The following is a 25314-nucleotide window of genomic DNA, read 5'->3' on the forward strand; positions in this document are numbered from 1 at the left end:
CGGGAGAGCACGCTGCTGCATGCCTTGCGCATGACCCAGCGGATCTTGAGCGTCGGCGCCGTCTTGTTCCTGGCCGTGGCCCTGGCGCGCAGCGCCGTGGGACCGTGGCTCGGCCGGTTGGAGCCCTATGTCTTCTTCCTGTTCTGCAGCCACACGCTGGTGTTCAGCCTGTTCTGGGATCTCTGGCGGCCGGCCTTCGGCGGCTATTACGCACCGGGCTATCCCGTGTTCTTCCTGATGGCGCCGGTCGCGGCTTTCGGTCTGGCCATTGTCGGCATGCGCATCCTGGACTGGGCCGCCCCCGGGCTGCTGGCCGTGATCAATGGCGGCCGTACGCTCACCAGGCGCAAGCGCGCCGTCGCTGAACCCGCGATTGCGTCACCAGGCGCACACACTGTCGAGAAACCGGCCCGGATCATCGAAGCCGGGTGATGACCGGGCGGTGCGGAGACGGTATGTTGAGGGAGCCTACCCTGTCGAGGTACTTCCTCAATGTCCGTTCTGCGCCGAACGATTGCGCCGTTGCTGCTTCTCGCCGCTGTCCTGCTGCCTTCCTCCGCCGCTCAGGCCTTCCGTCTGGTGCCGATCGAGATGGAGTTCGAGCCGAGCGGGCGCAACGCCACCCAGATTTTCCGCGTGGAGAATGAAGGGAACGAACCGGTCGCCATCGAAGTGCGCGTGGAAAAGCGCGCCATGGACCGGAACGGCGAGGACATACTGACCGAGGCCTATGACGACTGGGTCGTCTTTCCCGAGCAGATCATCCTCAACCCCAAGGAAACCCAGTCCATCCGGGTGCAGTATGTCGGCAATGCCGCCATCGCCACGGAGCAGCCCTATCGCCTGATCGCAGACCAGCTTCCGGTCGATATCGGCCGGGGACCGGCACAGGGCGGTCAGGTCCGCCTGCTGGTGCGTTATGTGGCCGCCCTTTACGTGATGCCCGCCGGGGTCGGACCGGATGTGCAGGTGGATACGGCCGGGCCGACCGGCGGCCCCGGTGGCGCCGGAATGCTGGAACTGGTTCTGACCAACCGCGGCACGTCCCGACAGGTACTGCTCGATCCCGTGGTGACCCTGCAGGCCGGCGCGCAGAGCCTGAAGCTGACCGGCGAGGCGCTGACCGGGCTGGCCGGGGAGAATCTGCTGGCCGGCACCACCCGCCGCTTCCTGGTTCCCTGGCCCGGCGGCGTGCCGCAAGGCCCTGTTTCGGCCACCTTGCAGCTGCCGTGACCGGGCGGGCGTACCCGCCGCCCCGACCCCGCTGGCATGCCATCCCGGTCTGGGCCGCGGCGGCGATTGCAGTGCATGCGGCATTCGGGGCCGCTCCCGCCCTTGGCGCGGAACCGGCGGCATCGCAGCCGGCGGCGAAGGATGACCTGTTCAGCAAGGTATTCGGCCAGAAGCGGCAGAACCGGGCCCGGCGGCTGGACCTGCCGGTGCGGCTGGATGGGGAGGAGATGGGTCTGGTTCCGGCCGTCCTGACCGGTGACATCCAGACCGCGACCCTGAACTTTGCAACTCTGGCGAAGCTGCTGGAAGAGGTGGCCGATCCGTCTGCGCTGAAGCGGCTGCGCGCCGCCGCCGGTGAGAACGGATTCGGGTCGCCGGGCGATCTGCCGCCGGATGGCATCGCCGTGCTGGTCGACGAAGCCGCCTTGCAGGTGGACGTCACCGTGCCCCCGGCCCTGCGCCGTGTCGTCAGGCTCGAAGTGCAGCGTCTGGGCGAACTGGCCCGCGGCTTCATGCTGCTGCCCCCCGCCGACCTCAGCGCCTACATTAATGCGCGCGCCGGTTTGGAATATCGGAGCGGAGATCGTCTGGACGGGCAGAAGCGGCGCGGGCCGCTGGGTATCGCCTTCGAACCGGCGGTGAACTGGAAGGGTTGGGTTCTGGAGGGAGACCTGTTCTATCGGGAGAACGGGTACGAGCGCTGGAGCCGTGGAGCCGTCCGGCTGGTGAAGGATTTTCCGGACAGCAGCGTCCGGCTGCTGGCCGGCGATCTCGCGCCGCCGGTGGACGGGCTTCAGACCAGCCGCAGCCTGGGCGGCGTGTCCCTGTTCCGCGAGTTCGCCATCCAGCCCTATCGCACCACCCAGCCCACGGGGGGACGCCAGTTCATCCTTGATACCCCCTCCACCGTGGAGGTCTATGTCAACGGACGGGCGACCCGCATCTATCGCTTGGGCGCCGGTCCTTACGACCTTTCCAGCCTGCCCGGCACATCTGGAGCAAATGATGTGGAAATCCGCATCACCGACAGCTTCGGCCGGGAGCAGGTGGTCAGCTTTCCCTTCTTCTTCGACAGCCAGCTCCTGGCGCCCGGCATTTCCGAGTTCGCCTATACCGTGGGTTATCCCTATACGGTCGATGAGGATGTGCTGGACTACGATACCGGCCGGCCGGTCCTCTCCGCCTATCATCGTCAGGGCATCACCGACCGGCTGACCCTCGGCGCTGGACTGCAGGCCGACAGGGACCAGCAGAACCTCTCGGCCGAAATGCTCTTCACCACGCCCTACGGCACCTTTTCGGTCGAGCCGGGAGCGAGCTTCGCGGGCGCCGACGGGTACGCGCTGACCGCCCGCTACCGCAACTACATGCGCGGCGACGAGGTTTGGCGGAACCGGACGGTAACCGCGCAGGTGAGCTGGTGGGACAGCCTGTACATTCCGTTCGGTGTCCTGAGCGCCAGGAACGACGCGCGGCTGGACACATCCTTCCGGCTGAGCCAGCCGGTCACCACCGATCTGGTTGCCACACTGGGCGCGCGCTGGCGCGAGAGCCGCAGCCCGACGATATGGGACAGCCATGCCGTCGACCTGTCCCTGCGCTACCGCCTCGGACTCGGGGACAGTCTGGATGTCACGCTGACTCATGAGCGTGACTCGCGCGGGGACACCAGCACCGGCATCTTCGCGGCACTGCGCTTCAGCTTCGGCGACGGGCGCCAGTCCGCAGGCGCCAGCATCGATACCGTCCGGCGGGAACGGCGGCTGGATTGGCGCTACCAGTCGCTGACCCCCGTCGACAGCCTGGCCCTGTCCGTCGATGCGCTGAACCGTCCGGGCGACAACCGGCTTCAGGGCAGTGCCGACTACACCCATCAGCGCTTCCTCGCCGCCGTCCGCCATGACCTGGTGGAGCAGGCGTTCGGCCAGGAGGACGGGCTTGATTCCCGCACCCAGCTTAATCTGGCGACGGCCGTGGCCTTTGCCGACGGACATGTCGGGGTAAGTCGGCCGATCACCAACAGTTTCGCCATCGTCCTTCCCCATCCCCGGCTCGACGGGCGGACGGTGGGCGTCGATCCGATCAATGGACGCTATCTGGCGGAAACGGACTGGCTGGGCCCGCCGGTGGTGCCCAACATCTCGCCCTACCTGATCCGCCCGCTGCTGCTGGATGTGCCGGACGTGCCGCTGGGCTATGACATCGGCAACGACCGCCCGGGCGTGGCCCCCGGCTATCGGACCGGAACGCTGGTCCCGATCGGGACCGACGCCGCGGTCAGCCTGGACGGCACGCTGATCGGGCAGGACGGCATGCCGGCCGCCCTGCTGTCCGGCGTGCTGCGGCCGGTGCAGGGCACGAAGGCCGAGGAGGTTCCGTTCTTCACCAACCGCCGCGGCCGCTTCCGGGTGGAAGCGGTGCGACCGGGCCGGTGGGAGATGCTGGTGCACGGCACCGAGGCGCCGCCGATCCCGTTCGAGGTTCCGCCAGATGCGGAAGGCGTCATCAATCTCGGCGAAGTACGGCTCAGCCCGCCGTGAAGCCCGTCATGTCCGGCCGCCGCATGTGCCAGTCGGTTGCCTGCTGATAGGCATGGCCCAGCGCCAGCACCGCTTCGTCCCGACCCGGCAGACCGAGTATCTGGAGGGACATCGGAAGCCCCTGCCGGTCGACCCCGCAGGGCAGAGCCAGGGCGGGCAGATCCAGCCAGTTCGCCATCCGCGTATAGGTGCTGAACGGCAGATTGGATTCATCCACGCCGTCCAGGGCCGGGGCGGTGATCGGTACGGTCGGTGTCAGCAGGGCGCTGTAGTCCTGCAGCCAGGCATAGAACCTGCCCTGGTCGGCGGCGCGGGCCGTGCGCAGCCGGACCAACCCGTCCCGCCCGACGCCTGCTCCCAGACCGAGCCGGCTGCGCACGCCCGGGTCCATTTCGCCACCGTAACGTTCCACCCGCTCCGCCCAGCAGCCCCATGCCTCCCCCGCCAGCAGCATTCCAGCCAGCTCGATGCAGGCCTGGGGCGGGATGGCGGGCGGAAGCTCCACCAGCCGCGCACCCAACCGTTCCAGTTCTGCAACGGCTTTGAGATAGGCGTCGCCGATCTCCGTCGCGACGGATGCCAGCGCGGAGTCCGGCAACACGGCAAGGCGCTGCCCCCTGAGCGGGGTCCCGGCAAAGACCGCTGCCGTATCCAGCGGCGCCGCAGATGCAGTCGCAGGATCGGCCGGGTCCGGCCCGGCGAGGGCCTGCATCATGCGCACCACCTCCTCCACGCTCCAGGCCATGGGGCCGACCGTGTCCATGGAGGGGCTGAGTGGCAAGCAGCCGGCCCGGCTGACCCGGCCGAAGCTGGGCCTGAGACCCGTCAGGCCATTGAGCGCGCTGGGAATGCGGATGGAGCCGCCGGTATCGCTGCCCAGCGCCATGTCGGCCAGTCCGGCCGCAACCGCCACGGCAGACCCGCTGCTTGAGCCGCCCGGCACGCGGGCGACCTGCGAATCCCAGGGGTTGCGTGGCGTTCCCGTCGTGCGGTTGATGCCCCAGGTCCCGAAGGCGAGTTCGACCATGGCTGCCTTACCGATCGGGATCATGCTGGCCTTTTTCAGCCGGACAACGGCGGCGCTGTCGGCAGACGCCTCTTCCACGATCGGGGTACGGGCTCCGCCGCCGGTGGGGAGACCGCGCATGTCCAGCAGGTCCTTCACCGCCAGCGTGCGGCCGGCAAGCGGACCCGCCTTTCCTTCACGTTCCACGGCCCAAGCGGTCTCGCGCGCGAGTTCGGGAACAACCAGCGCGAAGGCGTTCAGCACCCGGTCGAGCCGGCCAATGCGCGCCAACTGCGCTTCCACCTGTTCTGTCGGGCGCATGGTCTCAGGCTCGTTCATGCTCTGCCTCTCATCGGGATTAGTCCGTCATCGGCTATCGACCGCGCCAAGCTGCCGGCCATAGATTAGATGACCCTTTCTGTGAAACTTTACACCCAGGCCAGCGGCCTGGGTGTTTTGTATATGCCGGGCGACACGACCAGCCTTGTGCCTGCGGCAGTTGACATCGGTGCGGACTGCTCCCTAAATCCGCTTCGCATACCGGCCCATCATTTTATTGTCGTGCCCTGCACGAAGGTCCGGACACCAGCACCGAAGGAAGCTTCATGGTCCGCTCCGCCGTTTTCGCCCTGTCGGCCGCCCTTGCGCTGACCCCTGCCGCCGCATTTTCCCAGAACACGCCCGCCCCTGGAACGGAAACGCCGGCCGGTGAAAGCGGATCGACCACTGGCACCGGTTCAACCGGAACCGGGCAGCCTGCGGGTTCCAGCAGCGCTATCAGTTCAGCATTGGGCAGCATTGCCGTTCCGGCCGGAATCGGCGCGCTGGCGATCGCCGGAGCCGCTCTCGCCGTGGCAGCGGGTGGCGAGGACAGCGACGGCGGCCCGGCCACCGGAACGACGACCTCTACCACCACAAGCACGCGCTGACCCGGACCGGCCGCTATCAGGATACGGACCGGATCGCTGAGGGAGAGGAGTTCCGTGCCTTTGTTCAGGCGGGCGGCCAAGGCGATCCTCCTCTGCACTGCACTGGTCCTGGCAGCGCCGGCGTTTCCGCCGCTGGCCTCGGCGGTCGCGAAGGAAAGTTGCAAGGTCCAGATCCGGAACCTCAATCACATAGAGGTTCCGGACGATTACGATCCCTATGAGGGCGTTCGGATCGGCTATCACCAGTTCGAGGTCCAGCATCAGAACGGCCCCGGCTGCCGCTTCATGGTATCGGCCGATGACGGCAGCAATGGCGGCCGCCAGATGCGGTTCGGACAGAACCTCCTGGATTACGAGCTCTATACCAGCGCGGACTTGAGCCAGCCGGTGGCAAGCGAAGGCGGACCGGTCTCGGCCACCTTCACGGGATATGTGGATGCGGAGAAGGATCAGACCCGCTTCACCCTGTTCAGCATGGTTCCTGCCGGCCAGCTTGTGCGCAAGGGCAGTTACAACGACCAGATCCGGTTCGAGATCTACGAGTTGGAGGACGGCGTTCCGACCCAGCTCCTGGACACCAGCAACACCCAGGTCCGTGCGCGGGTGCGCGAGGTGGTGCAGGCTACCGTCATCATCGGCGGAGTCCCCCGCGCCCTGGCTGGCACCGTCGGCACGGTCGAACTAGGTGAGTTGACCGATGGCGGCGAAGGGCATTTCGAACTGGAGGTGAGCGGGAACGGCGAGTTCGACCTGTATCTGAGTTCGGAGAATGGCGGGGAGCTGCGCCGTGCCGGCAGTGGCCCCGGCATCCCCTACCGCATCAATGTGGACGGACAGACGGTTGACCTTCGCTCCAGCCGTACGCTGATGCTGGACGGTGACGGGCAGAGGCGCTACTCTTTAGTGGTATCGTCCCAGCGGGTTGACCAGGCGATCGCCGGCACCTACGGGGACAATCTGTATCTGAGCGTCGAAGCCCGCTGAAAACCGGCGTGCAGGCGCTCCGACCAGGGAGACGGGCATGCGGGACGCGAAACTGCGCGGCATGTTCAGCAGCGTTCATGCCCTGCCTGCGGTGGTTGGGGCCTGTGTGGCGCCCGGTCACGGACCAGCGCTCCTGCTGGCGCTTTCCATACTGACGGCGGGCACGCCTGGCATGGCCGCGTCTCAGGTGGAAATCCGCCTGCGCGGCGTCGTCCCGGCGGTCTGCACGGTCAGCGTCAGCAATGCGTCCTCGAACCTGAACATCGTTCAGGGCGAGTCGGGGACGCAGATCGCGACGGTGACCGAACTGTGCAATGCTGTCAGCGGCTACAAGGTCAGCGTCGAATCCGCAAATGGCGGTCGCATGATGCCGGACCTGGGGGGGGTGGGCATCGCCTACAGCCTGTCCTACGACACTGCCGCCGTCGGTTCAGGTGGCGGGCTGGTCGCGGAGCGGGCGCCAACCGGTGCGGCACGGCAATCCGTCCTGTCGGCGACCCTGCCTGCATCGCCCCAGGCCAATGCAGGTAACTACAGCGATACGGTGACGGTCTCGATCAGTGCCAAATAGCCTGAATTGACTGCCACCGCCGCTTCCTTGCCGGCCTGGAGCCCGCATGTCAAAACCCGATCTGGTTTTGGAAAAGGCAGACCGGAAGGGCGACCATGGAAAATGGAACGGTCCTGGTCACGGGCGGGGCGGGTTACATCGGCAGCCATGCCGCCCTGGCCCTGCTGGATGGCGGCTGGAACGTGGTGGTCCTGGATAATCTCTGCACCGGCCGTCGGCATCTGGTTCCCGACCGCGCCAGCTTCGTCGAAGGCGATGTCGCAGACCAGAATCTCGTCTCCAGCCTGCTGACCGGTCGCCGCATCGATGCGGTGATGCATTTCGCCGGATCGGTGGTGGTGCCGGAGTCGGTCGCCGACCCGCTTAAATATTATGCCAACAACACGTCCGCGACCCGCAGCCTTATCGGTTGCTGCGTAGAGGCCGGCGTGGAGCGGATGATCTTTTCCTCCACCGCCGCCGTCTATGGCACGCCCGATACGCGGATGGTGGATGAGGGCGCACCGACACGCCCCATCAGCCCCTATGGGCGGTCCAAGCTAATGAGCGAATGGATGCTGGAGGATGTGGCGCGGGCACATCCCTTCCGATTCACGGCCCTGCGCTACTTCAATGTTGCCGGCGCCGACCCGGAGGGGCGTTCGGGCCAGGCGACGCCCAACGCAACCCACCTGATCAAGGTGGCTTGCGAGGTGGCGGCCGGCAAACGGACTGGCTTTGATATCTTCGGCACCGATTACGACACGCCCGACGGAACCTGCGTGCGCGACTACATCCATGTCGCCGATCTGGCCGCCGCCCACGTCCAGGCATTGGAACGGCTGATGGCCGGCGGCGAAAGCATCATCATGAACTGCGGTTACGGCCGGGGCTATTCGGTGCGGGAGGTCGTGGCGGCGGTGGAACGAGGCTCCGGGCGATCCATCCATGCCGCGGCCGGGGACCGGCGGCCCGGCGACCCGGTAGCGCTTGTGGCCGATAATCGTCGCATCCGCGAAGTTCTGGGCTGGACGCCGAAACATGACGACTTGGATTTCATCGTCCGCACCGCACTTGACTGGGAGCTGAAGGAAGCGGCCTGAAGACGCACGGGCACTGCATTCTGCACAGCCATCCCTTGCTATTTCCAATGGTGTTGCCGCTTGCAGCCAGGGTGCCGGCCGGACATACTCCATTGGATGATATCCGAAATCTCCCACCTGCTGGTCGTCGAACCGGTCGCGTCGCTGGCGCAGGCCTATGTCTCGGCCCTGCGCCGGGACGGACATGACGTGGCCGTGGTCCCGGACGCGCCGTCCGCTGCGGCTGCGTTGCGGGAGCGTTCCGCCGATCTTGTCCTGCTGAACCTCCAGCCCGCGGATCGGTCGGGCGTGGAGGCGGTGCGCAGCCTGCGCGCTGCGGGAGCCCCGCGTGTGATCGCTCTGACCGCCCAAGGCTCTGTCCAGCTGGCTGTGGAGGTGATGCGGGCCGGCGCGCTGGACATGATCCTGCTTCCGGTCGGCACGGACCGGCTGCGCACCGCGGTCGGCGCCGCGCTGGCGGAACCGGTGGCCAGCCCCGAACCCGCAGGCCATCTGCCGCCGGCGGAGGCGGTGCAGCCGGGCCGCTATTTCGGCTTCATCGGCGCAGCCCCGCAGATGCAGGCGGTCTACCGGCTGATCGACAATGCGGCGCCGAGCAAGGCCACCGTCTTCATTACCGGGGAAAGCGGGACCGGTAAGGAAGTCTGCGCCGAGGCGATCCATTGCCGCAGCCCGCGGGCCAAGGGGCCTTTTGTCGCGATCAACTGCGCCGCGATCCCGAAGGACCTGATGGAATCGGAGATTTTCGGCCATGTGAAGGGCGCCTTCACCGGTGCCACCTCCAATCACGCGGGCGCCGCGCTGCAGGCCAGCGGCGGTACGCTGTTCCTGGACGAGATCTGTGAAATGGATCTGGCCCTGCAGGCCAAGCTGCTGCGGTTCCTGCAGACAGGCATGGTCAAGAAGGTCGGCAGTGAGAAGCTGGAGGCGGTGGATGTACGCATCGTCTGCGCCACCAACCGCGATCCGTTCGCCGAGGTGCAGGCCGGGCGCTTCCGCGAGGATCTGTTCTACCGGCTCCAGGTGATCTCCATAGAGCTGCCGCCCTTGCGGGAGCGCGGGGACGATGTGCTGCTGATCGCGCGGTCCCTGCTGGACACCTTCACGCGCGAGGAGGGAAAGAACTTCACCGGCTTCAGCACGGAGGCGGAGGACATCCTGCGCGGCTATGCATGGCCGGGCAATGTGCGCCAGCTTCTGAACGTGGTGCGCAACGTGGTCGTTCTGAATGACGGGACCCTGGTGCAGCCCTTCATGCTGCCGCCGCCGCTGAACAAGCCGGGAATGATCGTTCCCCCCATGCTGGCAGACCCACGCTGGGCGTCCATGGCGGGGGCCCTGCCCTTCCCGTTCGCTCTCCCCGTTGCCACCCCGCCAACGGCACAGCCTGTCGCGCGGGCAGCGCCGGCCGGCAGCGCGGGCCCCTTCGCCACGCTTGGCGTGCCGCCCGCCGCAGGGGCCGCACTCCCCGGAACGCCGGTGAGCGTACCGGACCAGCCTGCCCCTTCCCGGGCGAACGGGACGGGCGATGACGCCGAGCGGCGGATCAAACCGCTTTGGCAGGTGGAAGAGGAAGCGATCGATGCCGCGATCCGCCTGTGTGGCGGCAATATCACCCGCGCCGCCTCCCTGCTGGAGATCAATCCCTGCACCATCTACCGCCGCCGCCAGCGCAGACGCGCGCAGGCTTGAGAAAGAAGTGTGAGACCACGCCATGATCACCGAAATCCGGCACATCATCTTTTCCAACGATGAAATGAAGCAGGTCTTCCAGACCATGCCGCCGGACGGGTTCGATCCGCAGCGGCGGATCACCCGGATACAGGTGGTCGAAGGTCCCCCGCCCATGGTGCAGGTCCACAGCGAAGGGGCTCCAATGCTGGAGGTCGAATCCTATCAGTTGGCGCGGATGATCGTGGGCTACTGCCGGAACAGGAAGATCCCGCTGCCCAAGGATGCGCTGAAGACCCTGCACGCGCAGGGCGATGCGCTCTGTTTCTCGATCATGAGCACGCTGAGCTGACGCCGTGCCGCGCATTGTCCAGCATGTCCGCTTCGCCGTGCGGGCGGAGCACCGGGATGCGGTGCTCCGCCTGCTGCTCGACGTGGCTCGTCATTCCCGACGCGAGCCGGGCTGCCTGCGCTACGACGTCACGCAGGAGGAAGCCGATTCCAACGTCCTGGTCCTCTGGGAGGAATATACCGACGAGGCGGCGGTCGAGGCTCACCATGCGGCCCCACACCTTCAGGACTGGCGGGCTGGCCGCGCCCTCCTTCCCGCCGATGCCTTCACCCGGACGACCACCCGGCTTCTGACCATCGATCCCTGAGCGGGGCGACGCTGCGACAGCATCGCCCCGGCCAACCTCAATGCTCGCGGAAGGAGCGCTCCACCACCTGGGTGAAGGGCTGGAGCAGGTAGGTAAAGAGGGTCTGCTCGCCGGTCCTGATGAAGGCGTCGGCCGGCATTCCGGGCATGATCTGCAACCCTTCCAGCCGCCGCAGCTCCTCCTCCGGCACGGTGATGCGCACGGCGTAATAGGGCTGACCGGTCCGCTGGTCGGTGAGCCGGTCGGCCGAAACCGTGGTGACCTCCCCGTGGATCACCGGCGTAGTGGCCTGGCGGAAGGCGGAGAACTTGATATCCGCCGGCATGCCGATCTTGACCTGGTCCACATCGGTGACCTGAAGGTGGGCTTCCACCACCAGCTCATCCTGGTCGGGTACGATCTGCATCAAGGGCTCGCCGGCCGGGATGACGCCTCCCAGCGTATGAACCTTCATATCGACCACAAGCCCGCTGTTCGGCGCCACCACCGTGGTGCGGTTCAGCACGTCCTCCGCCGCCCGCATGCGTTCGCGCAGATCGTAAAGCTCGATCTGCGCCTCGCGCAGTTCGGTGGCCACCTGCTCCTGGAAGGTCTTCTTCACCTGGATCATCTGCAGGTCGGTCTCGCCCAGCACCTGCTGGGTCTGCGCGATCTCGCCCAGAAGCTTGCCGCGCTCGCCGGTCAGGCGCGATGCCTCGCGCTCCAGCGCCAGGATGCGGGTCTTGGGCGCATAGCCCTTCGACAGCAGCTCCTTCAGGCCCTTCAGCTCATCCTTGATGAGGATGAGCTGCTCTTCCTGGCTTTCCGCCTGCGACTTCAGCCCGCCGATCTGCTCCAGCGCCTGGGCGCGGCGCTGCTGCAGGATGGTGATCTGGCCTTCCTGGGCATTGCGGCGCGCCTCGAACAGAGTGCGCTGGCCGTTCAGGATGGCGGCCACGTCGGCATTCGCCGCACGGTCCAGCAGATAGGCCGGGAACTCCACCTGTTCGGAACCGTCGCGCTCCGCCAGGAGGCGGGCCTCCAGGGCGAGCGTGCTGTCCAGCTGCCCGCGCAGGATCTCCACCTGGCTGGCGGCCTTGGTGGGGTCCAGTTCGAGCAGCACCTGGCCGGCGGCGACCCGGTCGCCCTCCCGCACATGGAGAGCCTTCACAAGCCCGCCTTCCAGATGCTGGATCTGCTTGTTGCTGCCGGACACCGCGACCACGCCGGGGGCGATGGCGGCGCTGGACAGGGGCGCCAGGCCGGCCCACAGGCCGAATGCGCCCAGCGTGCCGCCGAGCAGGATGGTGCCAGCCATGATGGTGCTGCGGAAGGAGGTGTCCACCTTCGGCTCGCCGATCATGTCGGCTGCCTTGAGGTCGAGGATGCTCATCAGGCGGCTCCCGTCTGCTGGGTAGGCTGTTGCGCGGACTGCTGGGCGGCGACACGGGCCGCCTGGGCAACCGCGGCGGCCGGCACCGGACGGGCGAACCGGCTCATGATCTCCTGGCGCGGTCCATAGGCCTGGACCTGTCCTTCACCCAGGACGAGGATGCTGTCGACCCCCATGAGGACGCTGGGGCGGTGCGCCACGATCAGCACGGTGCTGCCGATCTCGCGCAGATAGGAGAGGGCTCCGGCCAGTGCGGCCTCACCCTCGTCGTCGAGGTTGGAGTTGGGTTCGTCTAGTACGACCAGCGACGGATTGCCGTAAAGAGCCCGGGCAAGCGCCACGCGCTGGCGCTGACCGGCGGAGAGAACGGAACCGCCTTCACCGATCTGGGTGTCGTAGCCCTGGGCCAGACGCAGGATCATCTCATGCACGCCGGCATGCCGGGCCGCCTCCACCACCTTCTCGGCATCCACCTTGCCGAAGCGGGCGATATTCTCGGCGATGGTGCCGGAGAAGAGCTCCACATCCTGGGGCAGGTAGCCGATGCGCGGACCGATGCGCTCACGCTCATACTGGGACATGTCGGCCCCATCCAGGCGGACCTTGCCGGCATAGACCGGCCAGACGCCGCAGATGGTGCGGACCAGGGTGGACTTGCCGGCGGCCGACGGACCGACGATGCCGACGCTTTCCCCGGCCCTCACGCCAAAGCTGACGCCGCGCAGGGTGGGCTGGCTGCCGCCCGGCGGAAGGGCGACCAGCCCCTCTACCGAAAGGTCGCCGCGGGGGTCCGGCAGCGGCATGGGCTGGAGCCGCGGCGGCAGCTTGGCGAACAGCTCCTCAAGCCGGCCCCAGGCGCTGCGTGCGCCCAGCAGCATCTTCCAGGTGCCGATGGCCTGTTCGACCGGCGCCAGAGCACGGCCGAGCATGATGGAGGAGGCGATCATCACACCGGGAGACACCTCGCCCTGAATCGACAGCCAGGCGCCGGCGCCGAGCATCAGGCTCTGGAGCGTCATGCGGAAGAACTTGGTCACCGCCGTGATGCCGCCGGCCCGGTCGCTGGCGTCGGCCTGAAAGGCCAGCATGCGATTGTGGCGGGCAAGCCAACGCTCGCGGATGGAGGGGAGCATGCCCATGGCCTCGACCACTTCGGCGTTCCGAAGGTTGGTCTCGGCGAACTGGCCGGCAGCCATCTGCTCGCGGTTGGCGTTGCTGAGAGGCTGGCGGGTCATGGTCTCGGTGACCAGGGCCAGCGAGAACAGGACGATGGCGCCGAACAGGGCCAGCATGCCCAACAAGGGGTGGAAAATAAAGATCACCACCAGGAACAGCGGCGTCCAGGGCGCATCGAAGAAAGCAAAAAGCCCAGGCCCGGTGAGGAACTGGCGCACGGCCAGCATGTCGCCCAGCGGCTGGGTGCGGCTTGCCTGCGGTACCCGCAGCGACCGCTCATAGACCGCATCGAACAGGCGCGGCGTCACGGCCGTGTCGATCCGGTTGCTGACGCGGACCAGGACACGGGAACGCAGATATTCCAGACCGCCATAGACAGCCAGCAGCCCGACCAGCAGCACCGTAAGCATCAGCAGGGTGCTCTCGCTGCGACTGCCCAGGACGCGGTCATAGACCTGGAGCATGTAGAGCGGACTGACCAGCATCAGGATATTGATGAAGAAGCTGAAGCCAGCCGCCGCGATGAATCCGGGTTGGCATGCCGAAACGGCTTGCCGCAGTTCCCCCTTCGCAACGGTCTTCATGGTGACCTTTCGTCCATGGCGGTTCAATGTGCGGCAACCCGTTTTGGGCTGCCGGCTCTGTGGTCGAATGGCAACGGAATTTGGTTAATGGAGTGTTGCCAGACGGCGACACTACGCGACAGGCGGCGTGACAAAACTAAGTCATGGCTGGCAGTCACCGAAGCTTCAACAGGTCGGGCCGAGTTTAAGGTGATGCGTCCGCAGCCCTGCCGGCCTAATTCGGTCGGGTTCCAAATTCCGGCGTCTTAGCCATATTGCGCGAAACCGGCGGCGAATATCCGAAAGATGCCACCCCGTAGAAGTAATGGCAGCCGGACTTGCTATGAGCGCTTTAACAGGCTTCCGCGCCAATTGGCCGCCATGGAGGTGTTCGGCGGCGGTTTGACTCCGTAGCCCAAACCGGAGTTCGAGAAATTCGCACCTTGGGATAGCCGAACGGCGCCTCCCAGGGAGAGGCGCCGTTGCGGTCGCATTCCGATTTGATATGGCCTTCTGCCGACTGGGCCGATGGCGGTTAGCGGTTCTGCCGCTAGTCGGCGCCAACCTGATCCTTCAGGCGAGCAGCCTGCGCGGGGGTGCCGTTTTCGAAGCCGGGAACGAGATTACCAAGAATGACACGGATACGGGCTGTGTCGTTGCTGGCGGCCGCGGTTTCCAACTCGTCCAGGGCGCGGGCGAGCAACTGGGGGTCCATCACGCGCGGCGAAGCGATGAATACGCCATCCGCCTCGGTCTTGGTCGGCATCTCTTCAGGATCGAAAATCTCCTCGAAGAGCTTCTCGCCGGGGCGCAATCCGGTGAACTGGATCTGGACGTCGACATCGGGCCGAAGACCTGCTAGACGGATCATCTGCCGGGCCAGATCGACGATCCGCATGGGCTTGCCCATGTCGAGAACAAAAATGCGCCCGCGGTCTTCTGTACGCGCCGTACCGTAAGCGGCCGCCTGAAGTACCAGCTCAACGGCTTCCGGGACGGTCATGAAATAACGCTGCATGTCCGGATGCGTAACCGTCAGCGGGCCGCCCGCCTGGAGTTGGCGCTCGAAGAGGGGAACGACGGAGCCACTGCTGCCAAGTACGTTGCCAAAGCGTACGGCGACGTACCGCGTTCCTTCGGCCGCCGCGTTCGCACCCAGCAGATCAACCGCCTGGCAGTACAGTTCGGCCACGCGCTTGGTCGCCCCCATGACATTCGTCGGCCGGATCGCCTTGTCGGTCGAGATCATGACCATTGTCCGGACACCCACCGCACGACAGGCATCGGCGACGTTCCGGGTGCCGACCACATTGGTCAGCACCCCCTCGGACGGGTTGGCCTCCACCAGCGGCACATGCTTCAGGGCAGCGGCATGCAGGACCAGTTCCGGACGGACCCGCTTGAAGACACGGAAGACGGCATCCCGATCACGCACGTCGCAGAGGATGGTTTCCACCTCGAGGTCGGGCGCGGCATTCCGGATTTCATGATCGATGCGGTAGAGATTGAACTCACCGTTCTCAAGCATTACCAGCTTGCGCGGCGACAGGGCCGCCAACTGCCGGGTCAGCTCGCCGCCGATGGTCCCGCCTGCTCCGGTCACCAGCACGCATCTGCCCTTGGCCAAGCTCACGATGGCCGCGCGGTCCAGGGTGGTCTGCGGGCGACCGAGAAGAGCCTCCACCGGAATGGGCTTCAGCTTCAACTGGTCGGACGGAGTTGCGCCGATATCCAGCCGCGTGGGGTCGGGGAGCCTTGCGACGGGAAGCCCGGACCGCTCGGCCAACGCCAGAATATCCGCCAGCGGAAGCTCGTTCCCATCAGCCCAGGAAGGGGACAACGCCAGAGTCTCGGGCACGACGTTCTGACCTGCGAGCCGCGTCATGACCTCCGGCAGCTCGTGGATGGAACCGAGTACCGGCACGCCGAGAAGGCTCCTGCCTTTTTCCCTGCTCCCACGATCGAGAATACCCGCGACGGAGTAGGCCTGTTGCTGCCGGGCCTGATTGGCCCGGATGAAGTTCGCAGCGGAATGGTCCGTTCCGCAGATCAGAACGGCCGTCTGCTCGCAGGACGCCATCGTCGACGGGGGGAAGAATTTCCGGTCCTTCGCCATCCGATAGATGAACCGCGCCCCGCCCAGAAGGACGATGTGGGCCAGCCAGAAAACGGCAGCAACAGATGCGGGCAGGCGATCCGAAAGGCCTGCCAACTGGGAACCGGCAAAAAGGCTGAGCGCCAAGAGGCTGGATGCCCGCACGACCCGGACGAGGTCGGGCGAAGACGCGAAGCGCCACATTCCCTGGTACAGGCCGAGTTTCAGGAGGAATGCGGCGCTGCCCAGCAGAACGGCCAGTCCTGCCTTCCAGTAGAAGGTTCCGGCATCCGCCACTGCCCCTGGCCCAACGACCAGCTCGACCGCCAGCATGAAGGCCAGGCCGGTCATCAGCACGTCGTGAATGTAGGCCTGGACCCGCCGTCCGAAGACACTCGCCAGATTACGATTCATTCGTCCCCAATCTCCCCAATCCGCCCGCCGCCCGCGCCGCAGCAAGAGGCTGGCTCGATACGCCAGTTGAAGCAGGCCGGCCCAGCAGATCCAGACTCCGTGAACCAGTTGTGTGCTGGTTAGACAGACATCCTAGCTGGAAGCATCTATTCTAGAGCAGCTTGCAGAGGGCCGTCCGCTCCCAAGGGCACCGTTCCACGCACAAATCTTGAGAGTCGTGCAGCAATGCAACAGTGCGCCGCCGATGTATAGATGTTTCCAGTTGCCCCTTCACTTCGAGTGAGCCGGCATCACGCCAACCTCGGCGAGGTCATAAACTCAGGACTGCGGTTCCCGCCGGCCAAGCCGAACGGAGCGCGCCGCCCATTGCTCAAGTGCGCCCGTAGGTGTCCTCGAACCGCACGATGTCATCCTCGCCGAGGTAGGAGCCCGTCTGCACCTCGATGAGGTTCAGCATCACCTTGCCCGGGTTCTCGAGGCGGTGGACGCACCCCAAAGGCAGGTACACTGACTCATTCTCGGTTACGAGCACTTGGCGGTCATCTATCGTGACCAGGGCCGTGCCATTCACCACGATCCAGTGCTCGGCCCGATGAAAGTGCTTCTGCAAGGAAAGCTTCTGGCCCGGCTTCACACACAGGCGCTTCACCTGGAAGCGCTCCCCCGTATGGACGGACTGGTAGAAGCCCCAGGGCCTGTCCACACGCTTGTGTTCCGTGTGTTCCGTACGGCCCGAGGATTTCAGCCGGTCCACCACCAGTTTGACGTCCTGGGCGCGGTCCTTGTGCGACACCATGACGGCGTCTTCGGTCGCAACGACCACCACGTCCTTCAGGCCCACCACGGCCGCCAACCCATGCTCGGAGCGCACATAGCTGTCTTCGGTATCGACCAGCAGCGTGTCGCCCTGGACGACGTTTCCGTCCTGATCCTTGTCTCCGATCTCCCAGAGCGCTGACCAGGAGCCTACGTCAGTCCAGCCGATATCGCAGGCCACGACCGCTGCCAGAGCGGTCTTTTCCATGACGGCGTAGTCGATGGAGATGTTCGGAGCCTGCTGGAACGCATTCGCATCCAGGCGCAGGAAGCCAAGATCCCGTTTGGCTGCGGCTAGGGAAGCCCGCGCAATCTCCAGCACGTCGGGCGCCAATCGACCCAGCTCCTTCAGATAGAGCTGAGCGGGGAAAAGGAACATACCGCTGTTCCAAAGGTGCCGGCCACCTTTGACATAGGCTTCCGCGACATCCGCCTTCGGCTTTTCCGTGAAGCTCGCGACGGCACTGACGCCGGGCGCACCGTCCAACGGTGCGCCAGCCTCGATGTAGCCGTACCCGGTTTCCGGCGCGGTCGGGGTTATTCCGAATGTAACGAGACGGCCGCCCCTGGCTGCCGGAACGGCGCGGCGGACCGCCTCACCAAAAGCCTTCGGATTGAGGACCACATGGTCCGCCGGCAGCAGCAGGATCAGCGCGTCCGGGTTTTCCGCCAGCGCCAACTCGGCCGCGACCGCGGCCGCCGGCGCCGTATTCCGCCCGAACGGCTCCAGCACTAGGTGCGCCGGCGCTACGCCGACGCCGTACATCTGCTCGGCGATGGCGAACCGGTGTTCCTGATTGCAGACTACCAGGGGCGCTGCAAACAATGCAGTGTCCTGAAGGCGCAATGCCGTTTCCTGGACCATGGTGCGCCGGCCATTCAGCGCCAGGAGCTGCTTCGGCAACCGCTCCCGCGACAGGGGCCAAAGACGGGAACCAACACCGCCGGAAAGGATGACGGGAGTAACCGAACCGGTCATATCGGGCCCTCCCTGTCCTCGCAACGAGTCAACAGAGATAGTCATATCCGTCCCACTCCAATGGCTTCGGTCATCACGCAGCGTCTATCATCTTGCACCGCAAACTGCCTGAAAGTTATCGGCAGCGCAAGCGGGGTAAGTAAAACTTGACAATATATCCTATCTATTTACGGTCCGTTTACATGCGTCCTGAAGGCTAGCACCTCTCGCAAACACAAGCAGCATTAGACTCACCAGGACAGCACCGAGCATCAGACTGGCAACCCCTCCTGATGGAGACCAGACCGCCAGACCAATAAGCAACGTATTGACTGAAAGAATGAGGAGGACGACTTGGTCGTGTGGGCGGCGCCGTGCAGCCTGCTGGTAAAAATGCTGCCGATGCGCCTGCCATATCTTCTCACCCCTGGCAGCCCGGCGCACCAGGGTCAATGTCGCATCTGCGAGATAATAGGCAGGAACGAGCAGCGCGGCGATCCAGAAGCCGGCCGAGGCGATATCGATCAGAAGCCAACCGGCCAGGAAGCCGAGAGGCACGCTGCCGACATCGCCCATGAAGACCCGGGCTGGATGCCAGTTCCAGACGAGGAAGCCGGCGCCCGCTCCGGCCAAGGCCATGGCAAGACCTACCTGCGGAACGAACTGACCTGCAGACAGCAGCACCGCGGCCACGCCTATACCGATGGAGGAGGTTTCCACCCCGGTGATGCCGTCTATTCCGTCCATGAAGTTGTAGAGGTTCATGAACCAGACCCAACCCACCGCCGCCAGGATGCGGTCGAGCGGCATCGGTAGGTATCCCTGGAACAGCAGAGCGCCATCGGGCAGCGCCATGAGGCCGGCCCCGGCCGCCAGGAACTGGCTGGCGAAGCGCGCCAATGCTGGCATGTCGCTGAGGTCGTCGAGCCAGGATATTCCGACCAGAAGGACGATTCCGGGCGCAAGCCAGAACATGCGTCCCACGGCGTCGCCCGCTGCACTGTCGGCCAGGATCAAGCCCCAGGACAGGACGATGCCGCCCAGCACGCCCCACCCGCCGCCGCGCGGGGTGGGTACAGTATGGCTGGAGCGGTCGTTGGGACGGTCCAGAATCTGCTTCCTACGGAGATAGTGGAGCGCCAACCCTGTCAGGATCACGGTGGCAACGGCGGAGACGCAGAACGGAAGGACTGCTTGGCTGAGCATCACAGAAGTCATCAAACGGCCCGCCCTGCTATACAGAGCCAGCGCCAACGGACAGGCTGGAAGCGCCGCTCCGTGGGCAGGCCCCTTCGGCAATCTGCTCCAGACTCTCCATTACACGCCCGACATCGCCCACCGCGGCATGGTGGTAATCGCCGGACGACTTTATCCGCGTGCTGCAGAGATAATGGACGTCGGATTTCTGCGATCCGATATACAGGACCGGCTTGCTGGACTCGATACAACCATATGTCTTTGAAGGCAGCACGTAGCCGACATACTCATCCCTGAGCGTGATGAGGTGGGCGTCGGGAGTCACCAGCAGGGCCGCAAGCTTTTCGATGGGGACCGGCTTGGATGAGATGACGGGAACGCCCGCCTGCTCCAGACTGTCGCGCATGAGGGCTGCGTTCTCACCGACGGCGTTCAGCCAGAGAACGACCCGGCCGCTTCCCTCCTTATGGTGTCGGACATACGCTTTGACGAAAGTATCCACATCATGTGCGGCGCCCAGATTGCCGGAATAGAGCAACAGCGCCTTCCCTTCGCTACCCGACGGACGAGGCAGCGGCTCCTGATCGGCCTCAATGGCGACCGGGATAAAGTCACGGCGGATACTGATGCGCTCCTCAGGAATGCCGACCTCCAGCAGCCGGTCCCGCTGGTCGAAGCCGAGAACTTCAAAATGGCTGACCCGATGCCGCAGGAAGACTGTGAACTTGAAGAGCAGGCGCAACGGTAGGGGAACGCGCTTCAGGTGCGCCATCACGAATTCCGGATAGAAATCCGTAAGCAGATAGACCAGCTTTTTCCCGAGCAGCGCATTCAGCGGAACCATGAACTGGATCAGGAAGGGCGGGCTGCCGGTGAAGTGCACCTCGTCCGCGTCCCGCATATACGGCAGCGCCGCGCGGATCAGCCGAATGTTGGCCTTAAGCGTCCAGAAGGCCCGTGCACGAAGGCTCTGCCGGCTCACTGCCGGATTGTGAAGCCGCACCGTCGTCAAGCGGCCGGGCCCGAACTCTTCCACGTCCGTCCGGGCCTCACCGGAGGTGAAACCGACAAGGACAACATCCAACCCGTCCCGGGCGTCTCTCCGACAGAATATGTTGCAGTACTGTCCCACGGCTCCATAATCGGGCGGCAGGAATTCGGACAGCATCACGCGCTTGAGTGTGCGCTTGGACGTCATTTTGATCGCAACCGTCCTGAGAGGAATGATTGGCGGGCTTCTCCGGCGGTCGTAGGATGCCACGCCCAACTAACGAAAGGTCTAATATCACTGGCGTGACCGCAGGTGCAACATGGCTGGGCGGCAGCCGCTTATTGTCTCCAAAGCGAGGCCGGCCGTGACAGGAGATTGCCAATAGGGCGGAGCGCGGCTAGTTATGCGCCCCTATCGAGATATAGACGCATCCAGAGGGGTGACGCGGCGATGCCAAGCCTCAATATCGGAATCACGGGTGCGACGGGTTTCGTAGGGCGCCACCTTGTCGCCGACGCGCTCGAAAGAGGCCATCGATTGACCGCCTTTGTCCGCCGCCAGCCTGCCGGCGCGCTGGACCCGCGCGTTGCCGCGGTTGCCGTCGGCGACCTTGGGCCCGAGACGGATTGGAATGATCATCTGGCCGGTCTCGACGCCATCATCTATCTCGCCTCGCGAGTCCATGTGATGACCGAAACCGTAAGCAATCCGCTGGCCGCCTATCGCAAGGTCAACACCGAAGCGGCCGTGCACATGGTCGCCGCCGCAGCGCGCCACGGCGTCAAGCGATTCGTCTATGTGAGCACGGTCAAGGCGAATGGTGAGGAGACGCCATGGAGTCCGGCGGAGGGCGGACGGCCGTTCGGGCCGGATAGCCCCCCCTGCCCCGTCGATCCGTACGGCATATCGAAGCTGGAAGCCGAGCGGAAGCTGAGCGAATTCGCCACGGCGACCGGTCTCGAACTGGTCATCGTCCGGCCTCCACTCGTCTACGGGCCAGGGGCCGCCGGCAACTTCGCCCGGCTCGTCAAGCTCATCGGCAAGGGGGTTCCGCTGCCTCTCGGGTCGGTTCAGAACCGGCGGAGCATGATCTCGGTCCAGAACCTCGCCGACCTGCTGCTTCTGACCGTCACGCATCCCCAGGCACCCGGGCAGATTTATCTGGCCAACGATGGGCAGGATCTCTCCACTCCGCAGCTTGTCCGCATGATCGCACGCGCGCTCGGTCGCTCGCCTCGGCTCGTCCCCGTGCCGACGGCGCTCCTGCGCAGTCTCGGGAGGCTGGCCGGACGGACGGCGGAGGTGGAACGCCTCGTCGGGTCGTTGCAGGTGGACAGTTCGCTGGCTCGGAGCCGGCTGGACTGGATCCCGCCGCTGTCAGTGGCCGACGGCTTGGCGCTCGCGGTGCGGGAATATAATCCAACGGCAGCACAGTGATGGCGGGTGGACAGAAATCCCACTCTCGCTATAAGTTGAGCGCCGCGAGATGCGGCTTGGCTAATCCGACCGGATAATCACATGACTCAGATTTCCCCTGCCCCAGATGCCGCCGCAACGTTGGTAGATTTTTCTTTGGCCGGCCGGCGGGTCTGGGTCGCCGGACACCGCGGCATGGTCGGCTCGGCCATTGTGCGCCGGCTTCAGCCGGAAGACTGCACAATCCTGACCGTGGACCGCAGCCGGGTCGACCTCCGGGACAAGGTGTCGGTCCAGACCTGGATGGAGGATGCCCGGCCGGACGTTGTCATCCTCGCGGCCGCAAAGGTCGGCGGAATCCTTGCGAACAACACCTATCCTGCCGAGTTCCTGCATGAGAACCTGGCCATTGCCGACAATGTCATCGACAGCGCTTGGCGGACCGGCGTTGCCAAGCTGCTGTTCCTGGGTTCCTCCTGCATCTATCCGAAGCTGGCGCCGCAGCCGATCCAGGAATCCTCCTTGTTGACCGGCCCGCTGGAGCCGACGAACGAGTGGTACGCGATCGCCAAGATCGCCGGCATCAAACTGTGCCAGGCTTACCGGCGGCAGTACGGCTGCGACTTCATTTCAGCCATGCCGACCAATCTTTATGGTCCCAACGACAATTTTCATCCCCAAAACAGCCATGTGCTCCCGGCGCTGCTCCGGCGCATCCACGAGGCCGGGATCGACGGGGTGGACGAGGTCGTTCTCTGGGGCACGGGGACGCCCCGGCGCGAGTTCCTACATGTGGATGATTTGGCGGATGCCTGCATCCACCTGCTCAGGCATTATTCCCAGGACGACACGATCAATGTCGGAACCGGCGAGGATGTGACCATCGCCGAGCTGGCCTCAACCATCGCGGACGCCGTCGGCTGGCACGGACGTTTCTCCTTTGACACCAGCAAACCGGATGGCACGCCGCGCAAGCTCCTGGATGTCTCGCGCATAAACTCCACCGGCTGGACGGCGAAAATCCCGTTGAATGAGGGCATCGCCAGCACCTATCGATGGTTTCTTAACAATATCGGCGGTATGCGTGAAGCGTGACCGCACAGCAGGCCTCCGAGCGCCGTACCGGTGGGTCGGTGCATGATGGCTGTTACAAATTGGTCCCCGCCTTGACGCGGTATATCCGGCATGCATTGTGGGTCAGGGAAAATTCCGACAGTCCGATGTCCGGCTATGCTCACCCAGGTTCGCCTATCATGCCCTCTCCTGTAGCTCTGTTTGTCTACGCCCGGCCGCTACATGCCGCTCGCACGCTGCGCGCGCTTCAAGCCAATGCGTTCGCTGACCAGACCGATCTGATCGTCTTTTCGGATGGCCCGCGTGGGCCTCAAGATGCTTCCGCGGTGGCGGCTGTCCGGGAGGTGGTTCGGACAGCTCGGGGATTCCAGTCCGTCACCTTGGTGGAGCACGAGCGAAACCGCGGTCTGGCACACAACATCATAGAAGGAGTGACCAAGGTTGTTGAGCAGCATGGACGGGTGATCGTGGTCGAAGATGATCTCGTCACGTCTCCGAACTTCCTGCGCTTCATGAATAATGGCCTTACCTGTTACGAGGCCGACGACCGGGTCGCCTCCATACATGGGTACTGTTATCCGGTACGGGATTTGCCTGAGACGTTCTTTCTGAGAGGAGCGGACTGCTGGGGCTGGGCAACCTGGGCTCGAGCTTGGAAGCTGTTCAATCCGGACGGCGCAGCCCTGCTCAAGGAATTGAAGGATCGCAATCTGACCCGTCGGTTCGACCTCGATGGTGCGATGGGCTACACTGCAATGCTCGAGGCTCAGATCGCGGGGCGGAATAATTCCTGGGCTGTGCGCTGGCACGCGTCGGCGTTCCTCCAGGAAAAGCTGACCCTCTATCCTGGCCGTTCGTTGGTTCATAATATCGGGAACGATCAGAGCGGCACGCATTGTGGCGTGACAGCCCAGTTCGATGTTGTCCCAGCCGAGGCGCCCGTCCAGGTCGGCGGCATCCCGGTTGAGGAGTCTGCTTTGGCGAGGCAGGCTTTCAGCGACTTTTTCAAGCAGCCGCAATCCAGAAAAGCCGGACGTCTGCGTGCCGCGATCAAGGACTGGGCACCGCCGGCATTGAGCCGTGTGGCACGCCAATTGCTCCCTGGCCGCTCGACGAGCTTTTCCGGCCCATTTCCCACATGGTCCGAAGCCGAGCGCAATTCCACCGGCTACTCCCAAACGCATATACTTGAGAAGGTTCTTGCTGCCACGAGGGCGGTCCAAACCGGAGCCGCTGCATTTGAACGGGATTCCGTCCTGTTCGATCACCCCGACTATGCATGGCCGGTCGTCTCAGCATTGATGTGGTCGGCAGCCCGGGACGGTGGGTCGCTCAGAGTTCTGGACTTTGGCGGTTCGCTCGGCAGTAGCTATTTTCAGCATCGGCGATTTCTCAAAAGGCTGCGCAATGTGAAATGGGGCGTTGTCGAGCAGCCACATTTCGTTGCCTCTGGCCAGCAGGAAATCGCGGATGAGAATCTGCAGTTCTTCGGCAGCATTGACGAGTGCGCAAAAGCGATAAACCCCAATGTGATCTTATTAGGAAGCGTGCTCCAGTACCTTCCCGCACCATACAGCGTACTGAAGGACTTGGCTGGGACCCCTGCTTGCACGCTGATCATTGCGAGAACGCCGTATGCTGCAAGCAGTAGCGACACTGTTCTGGTCCAACATGTTCCGCCGACCATATACCCGGCATCCTATCCGTTCTGGCTCTTTTCCGAGCAACGCCTCAAGCTTGAACTCGGGGCGGATTGGGACCTGATCGGTGAAGAAACGTCGGGCGACGGAACGTATCGACAAGGCGATCTGACATTCAGCTTCCATAGTATGGTCCTGGAGCGAAGCATATGATTACCCGGTTCAAATCCTATTATGTCAGACAGCAGTTCCATCCAACGCTCGCAGGTATTTTCCTGAATCCATTCTGGATCGCGCGCCGGGGCTTACGACGTTCCATGGGGGAGAACGCAAAGGCCCTGGACGGCAGGCTCCTTGATGTCGGCTGCGGATCGAAGCCCTACCGTAAGCTCTTCAGCGTCTCCGAATATGTCGGGCTCGAGATCGAATCGCCCTCATCCCGACGCGCTGGAAATGCGGATTTCTACTATGATGGCAAGCAGTTTCCGTTCGACGATGCTTCGTTCGATTCGATCCTGTGCAATCAGGTGCTCGAACACGTCTTCGATCCGCAGAACTTCCTGTCGGAAATCGGGCGTGTTCTGAGGCCGGGTGGGCGGCTGCTGCTGACCATTCCCTTTGTCTGGGACGAACATGAGCAGCCGTTCGACTTCGCGAGATATTCAAGCTTCGGCTTGAAGTCTCTACTTGAACGTCACGGCTTTGAAGTCGAGCGGCAAGAAAAGATCGGTACCGACTTTTCAGTGATTGTCCAGCTCGTCAATGCGTACATCTTCAAAGTGCTTCCGGAAAACGCACGTGTCAGGCTGTTTGCCACACTGGCGTTGATGGCCCCGATCACGGCCCTTGGCACGCTGCTGACAAAGGCGCTGCCGAAAAATCCCGATCTCTATCTGGACCAACTGGTCCTCGCACGGAAGGTCTGAA

Annotated in this window: 21 protein-coding genes; 13 read left to right on the top strand and 8 right to left on the bottom strand. The window is 64.5% G+C overall.

The features are described 5' to 3' along the window. The first annotated feature begins 30 nt into the window (after positions 1-30). The 3 genes from DOL89_RS16465 to DOL89_RS16475 are packed head-to-tail and all read left to right on the top strand — an operon-like array spanning position 31 to position 3773. Positions 31-432: a hypothetical protein gene (locus tag DOL89_RS16465; RefSeq protein WP_119681318.1), complete on the top strand. Its 402-nt coding sequence runs from the start codon at positions 31-33 to the stop codon at positions 430-432. Between the two features lie 60 nt (positions 433-492). After that, positions 493-1233, top strand: a complete 741-nt coding sequence (locus tag DOL89_RS16470) for a fimbria/pilus periplasmic chaperone (protein WP_119680491.1) — start codon at positions 493-495, stop codon at positions 1231-1233. Beyond that, positions 1230-3773: a fimbria/pilus outer membrane usher protein gene (locus tag DOL89_RS16475; RefSeq protein ID WP_225890007.1), complete on the top strand. Its 2544-nt coding sequence runs from the start codon at positions 1230-1232 to the stop codon at positions 3771-3773. The genes DOL89_RS16470 and DOL89_RS16475 overlap by 4 nt, the downstream gene beginning before the upstream one ends. Here DOL89_RS16475 and DOL89_RS16480 read toward each other — a convergent pair. Together DOL89_RS16480 and DOL89_RS25390 are read right to left on the bottom strand one after the other, a co-directional pair. Then, entirely contained in the window at positions 3760-5118 is a 1359-nt protein-coding gene (locus tag DOL89_RS16480; RefSeq protein ID WP_119680492.1) for an amidase, read from the bottom strand. The genes DOL89_RS16475 and DOL89_RS16480 overlap by 14 nt on opposite strands. A 214-nt stretch (positions 5119-5332) precedes the next feature. Further along, the gene (locus DOL89_RS25390) at positions 5333-5788 is read right to left on the bottom strand and encodes a hypothetical protein (protein ID WP_205574717.1); all 456 of its coding nucleotides are present in this window, start codon (positions 5786-5788) and stop codon (positions 5333-5335) included. On the opposite strand from DOL89_RS25390, the gene DOL89_RS16490 reads away from it, so the two are divergent. From DOL89_RS16490 to DOL89_RS16515, 6 genes are all read left to right on the top strand, one after another. After that, positions 5763-6692 (top strand): spore coat protein U domain-containing protein, encoded by a 930-nt coding sequence (locus tag DOL89_RS16490; protein WP_162937602.1) that lies wholly within the window; start codon positions 5763-5765, stop codon positions 6690-6692. The genes DOL89_RS25390 and DOL89_RS16490 overlap by 26 nt on opposite strands. 37 nt (positions 6693-6729) lie before the next feature. Further along, complete coding sequence (locus tag DOL89_RS16495) at positions 6730-7263, top strand: Csu type fimbrial protein (RefSeq protein ID WP_119680495.1); 534 nt, start codon at positions 6730-6732, stop codon at positions 7261-7263. 95 nt (positions 7264-7358) lie between these two features. Continuing rightward, entirely contained in the window at positions 7359-8345 is a 987-nt protein-coding gene (gene galE, locus DOL89_RS16500) for a UDP-glucose 4-epimerase GalE (RefSeq protein ID WP_119680496.1), read from the top strand. A 96-nt stretch (positions 8346-8441) separates the two neighbouring features. Further along, complete coding sequence (locus DOL89_RS16505; RefSeq protein WP_119680497.1) at positions 8442-10037, top strand: sigma-54-dependent transcriptional regulator; 1596 nt, start codon at positions 8442-8444, stop codon at positions 10035-10037. 22 nt (positions 10038-10059) lie between these two features. Then, positions 10060-10368 carry a hypothetical protein gene (locus tag DOL89_RS16510; RefSeq protein ID WP_119680498.1) on the top strand — a complete coding sequence of 103 codons (309 nt, stop codon included), beginning with the start codon at positions 10060-10062 and terminating at the stop codon, positions 10366-10368. Between the two features lie 4 nt (positions 10369-10372). Then, on the top strand, positions 10373-10675 hold the full coding sequence (locus tag DOL89_RS16515; protein WP_225890008.1) for a putative quinol monooxygenase: 303 nt from the start codon (positions 10373-10375) through the stop codon (positions 10673-10675). A 37-nt stretch (positions 10676-10712) separates the two neighbouring features. Here the strand turns inward: DOL89_RS16515 and DOL89_RS16520 are convergent, their stop codons facing one another. The 6 genes from DOL89_RS16520 to DOL89_RS16545 all read right to left on the bottom strand — a co-directional run bounded on the left by DOL89_RS16520 (position 10713) and on the right by DOL89_RS16545 (position 20527). Then, positions 10713-12047, bottom strand: coding sequence for an HlyD family type I secretion periplasmic adaptor subunit (locus tag DOL89_RS16520; protein WP_119680499.1), 1335 nt, complete (start codon positions 12045-12047; stop codon positions 10713-10715). Continuing rightward, positions 12047-13807, bottom strand: coding sequence for a type I secretion system permease/ATPase (locus DOL89_RS16525; protein WP_119680500.1), 1761 nt, complete (start codon positions 13805-13807; stop codon positions 12047-12049). Before DOL89_RS16525 ends, DOL89_RS16520 begins: the two co-directional genes overlap by 1 nt. Positions 13808-14336: 529 nt before the next feature. Further along, positions 14337-16295 (bottom strand): polysaccharide biosynthesis protein, encoded by a 1959-nt coding sequence (locus DOL89_RS16530; RefSeq protein ID WP_119680501.1) that lies wholly within the window; start codon positions 16293-16295, stop codon positions 14337-14339. Between the two features lie 370 nt (positions 16296-16665). After that, positions 16666-18090 (bottom strand): mannose-1-phosphate guanylyltransferase/mannose-6-phosphate isomerase, encoded by a 1425-nt coding sequence (locus tag DOL89_RS16535; protein WP_119680502.1) that lies wholly within the window; start codon positions 18088-18090, stop codon positions 16666-16668. A gap of 159 nt (positions 18091-18249) precedes the next feature. Further along, entirely contained in the window at positions 18250-19116 is an 867-nt protein-coding gene (locus DOL89_RS16540; protein WP_225890009.1) for an MraY family glycosyltransferase, read from the bottom strand. 187 nt (positions 19117-19303) lie between these two features. Then, on the bottom strand, positions 19304-20527 hold the full coding sequence (locus DOL89_RS16545) for a glycosyltransferase family 4 protein (protein WP_162937603.1): 1224 nt from the start codon (positions 20525-20527) through the stop codon (positions 19304-19306). 180 nt (positions 20528-20707) lie between these two features. Here DOL89_RS16545 and DOL89_RS16550 point away from each other — a divergent pair, with 180 nt between their 5' ends. From DOL89_RS16550 to DOL89_RS16570, 4 genes are all read left to right on the top strand, one after another. Further along, complete coding sequence (locus DOL89_RS16550) at positions 20708-21694, top strand: NAD-dependent epimerase/dehydratase family protein (RefSeq protein WP_119680504.1); 987 nt, start codon at positions 20708-20710, stop codon at positions 21692-21694. An 81-nt stretch (positions 21695-21775) separates the two neighbouring features. Next, a complete protein-coding gene (gene fcl / locus DOL89_RS16555; protein WP_119680505.1) occupies positions 21776-22768 on the top strand; it encodes a GDP-L-fucose synthase in 993 nt (330 codons plus the stop codon). Between the two features lie 158 nt (positions 22769-22926). Continuing rightward, positions 22927-24600, top strand: coding sequence for a methyltransferase, TIGR04325 family (locus tag DOL89_RS16565; RefSeq protein WP_162937604.1), 1674 nt, complete (start codon positions 22927-22929; stop codon positions 24598-24600). Further along, on the top strand, positions 24597-25313 hold the full coding sequence (locus tag DOL89_RS16570; protein ID WP_119680508.1) for a class I SAM-dependent methyltransferase: 717 nt from the start codon (positions 24597-24599) through the stop codon (positions 25311-25313). Before DOL89_RS16565 ends, DOL89_RS16570 begins: the two co-directional genes overlap by 4 nt. The last annotated feature ends 1 nt before the right edge of the window (position 25314 follow it).

Source organism: Indioceanicola profundi (assembly GCF_003568845.1).
In the GTDB taxonomy this organism is placed as follows: Bacteria; Pseudomonadota; Alphaproteobacteria; order Azospirillales; family Azospirillaceae; genus Indioceanicola; species Indioceanicola profundi.

What these genes read in the sequence shown, in the direction of transcription:
- DOL89_RS16525 (WP_119680500.1), bottom strand. Translation starts at nt 13,807, where the DNA reads ATGAAGACCGTTGCGAAGGGGGAACTGCGGCAAGCCGTTTCGGCATGC.
- DOL89_RS16570 (WP_119680508.1), top strand. Translation starts at nt 24,597, where the DNA reads ATGATTACCCGGTTCAAATCCTATTATGTCAGACAGCAGTTCCATCCA.
- galE (WP_119680496.1), top strand. Translation starts at nt 7,359, where the DNA reads ATGGAAAATGGAACGGTCCTGGTCACGGGCGGGGCGGGTTACATCGGC.
- DOL89_RS16495 (WP_119680495.1), top strand. Translation starts at nt 6,730, where the DNA reads ATGCGGGACGCGAAACTGCGCGGCATGTTCAGCAGCGTTCATGCCCTG.
- DOL89_RS16520 (WP_119680499.1), bottom strand. Translation starts at nt 12,047, where the DNA reads ATGAGCATCCTCGACCTCAAGGCAGCCGACATGATCGGCGAGCCGAAG.
- DOL89_RS16470 (WP_119680491.1), top strand. Translation starts at nt 493, where the DNA reads ATGTCCGTTCTGCGCCGAACGATTGCGCCGTTGCTGCTTCTCGCCGCT.
- DOL89_RS16530 (WP_119680501.1), bottom strand. Translation starts at nt 16,295, where the DNA reads ATGAATCGTAATCTGGCGAGTGTCTTCGGACGGCGGGTCCAGGCCTAC.
- DOL89_RS16505 (WP_119680497.1), top strand. Translation starts at nt 8,442, where the DNA reads ATGATATCCGAAATCTCCCACCTGCTGGTCGTCGAACCGGTCGCGTCG.
- DOL89_RS16550 (WP_119680504.1), top strand. Translation starts at nt 20,708, where the DNA reads ATGCCAAGCCTCAATATCGGAATCACGGGTGCGACGGGTTTCGTAGGG.
- DOL89_RS16510 (WP_119680498.1), top strand. Translation starts at nt 10,060, where the DNA reads ATGATCACCGAAATCCGGCACATCATCTTTTCCAACGATGAAATGAAG.
- DOL89_RS16565 (WP_162937604.1), top strand. Translation starts at nt 22,927, where the DNA reads ATGCCCTCTCCTGTAGCTCTGTTTGTCTACGCCCGGCCGCTACATGCC.
- DOL89_RS16480 (WP_119680492.1), bottom strand. Translation starts at nt 5,118, where the DNA reads ATGAACGAGCCTGAGACCATGCGCCCGACAGAACAGGTGGAAGCGCAG.
- DOL89_RS16535 (WP_119680502.1), bottom strand. Translation starts at nt 18,090, where the DNA reads ATGACCGGTTCGGTTACTCCCGTCATCCTTTCCGGCGGTGTTGGTTCC.
- fcl (WP_119680505.1), top strand. Translation starts at nt 21,776, where the DNA reads ATGACTCAGATTTCCCCTGCCCCAGATGCCGCCGCAACGTTGGTAGAT.
- DOL89_RS16465 (WP_119681318.1), top strand. Translation starts at nt 31, where the DNA reads ATGACCCAGCGGATCTTGAGCGTCGGCGCCGTCTTGTTCCTGGCCGTG.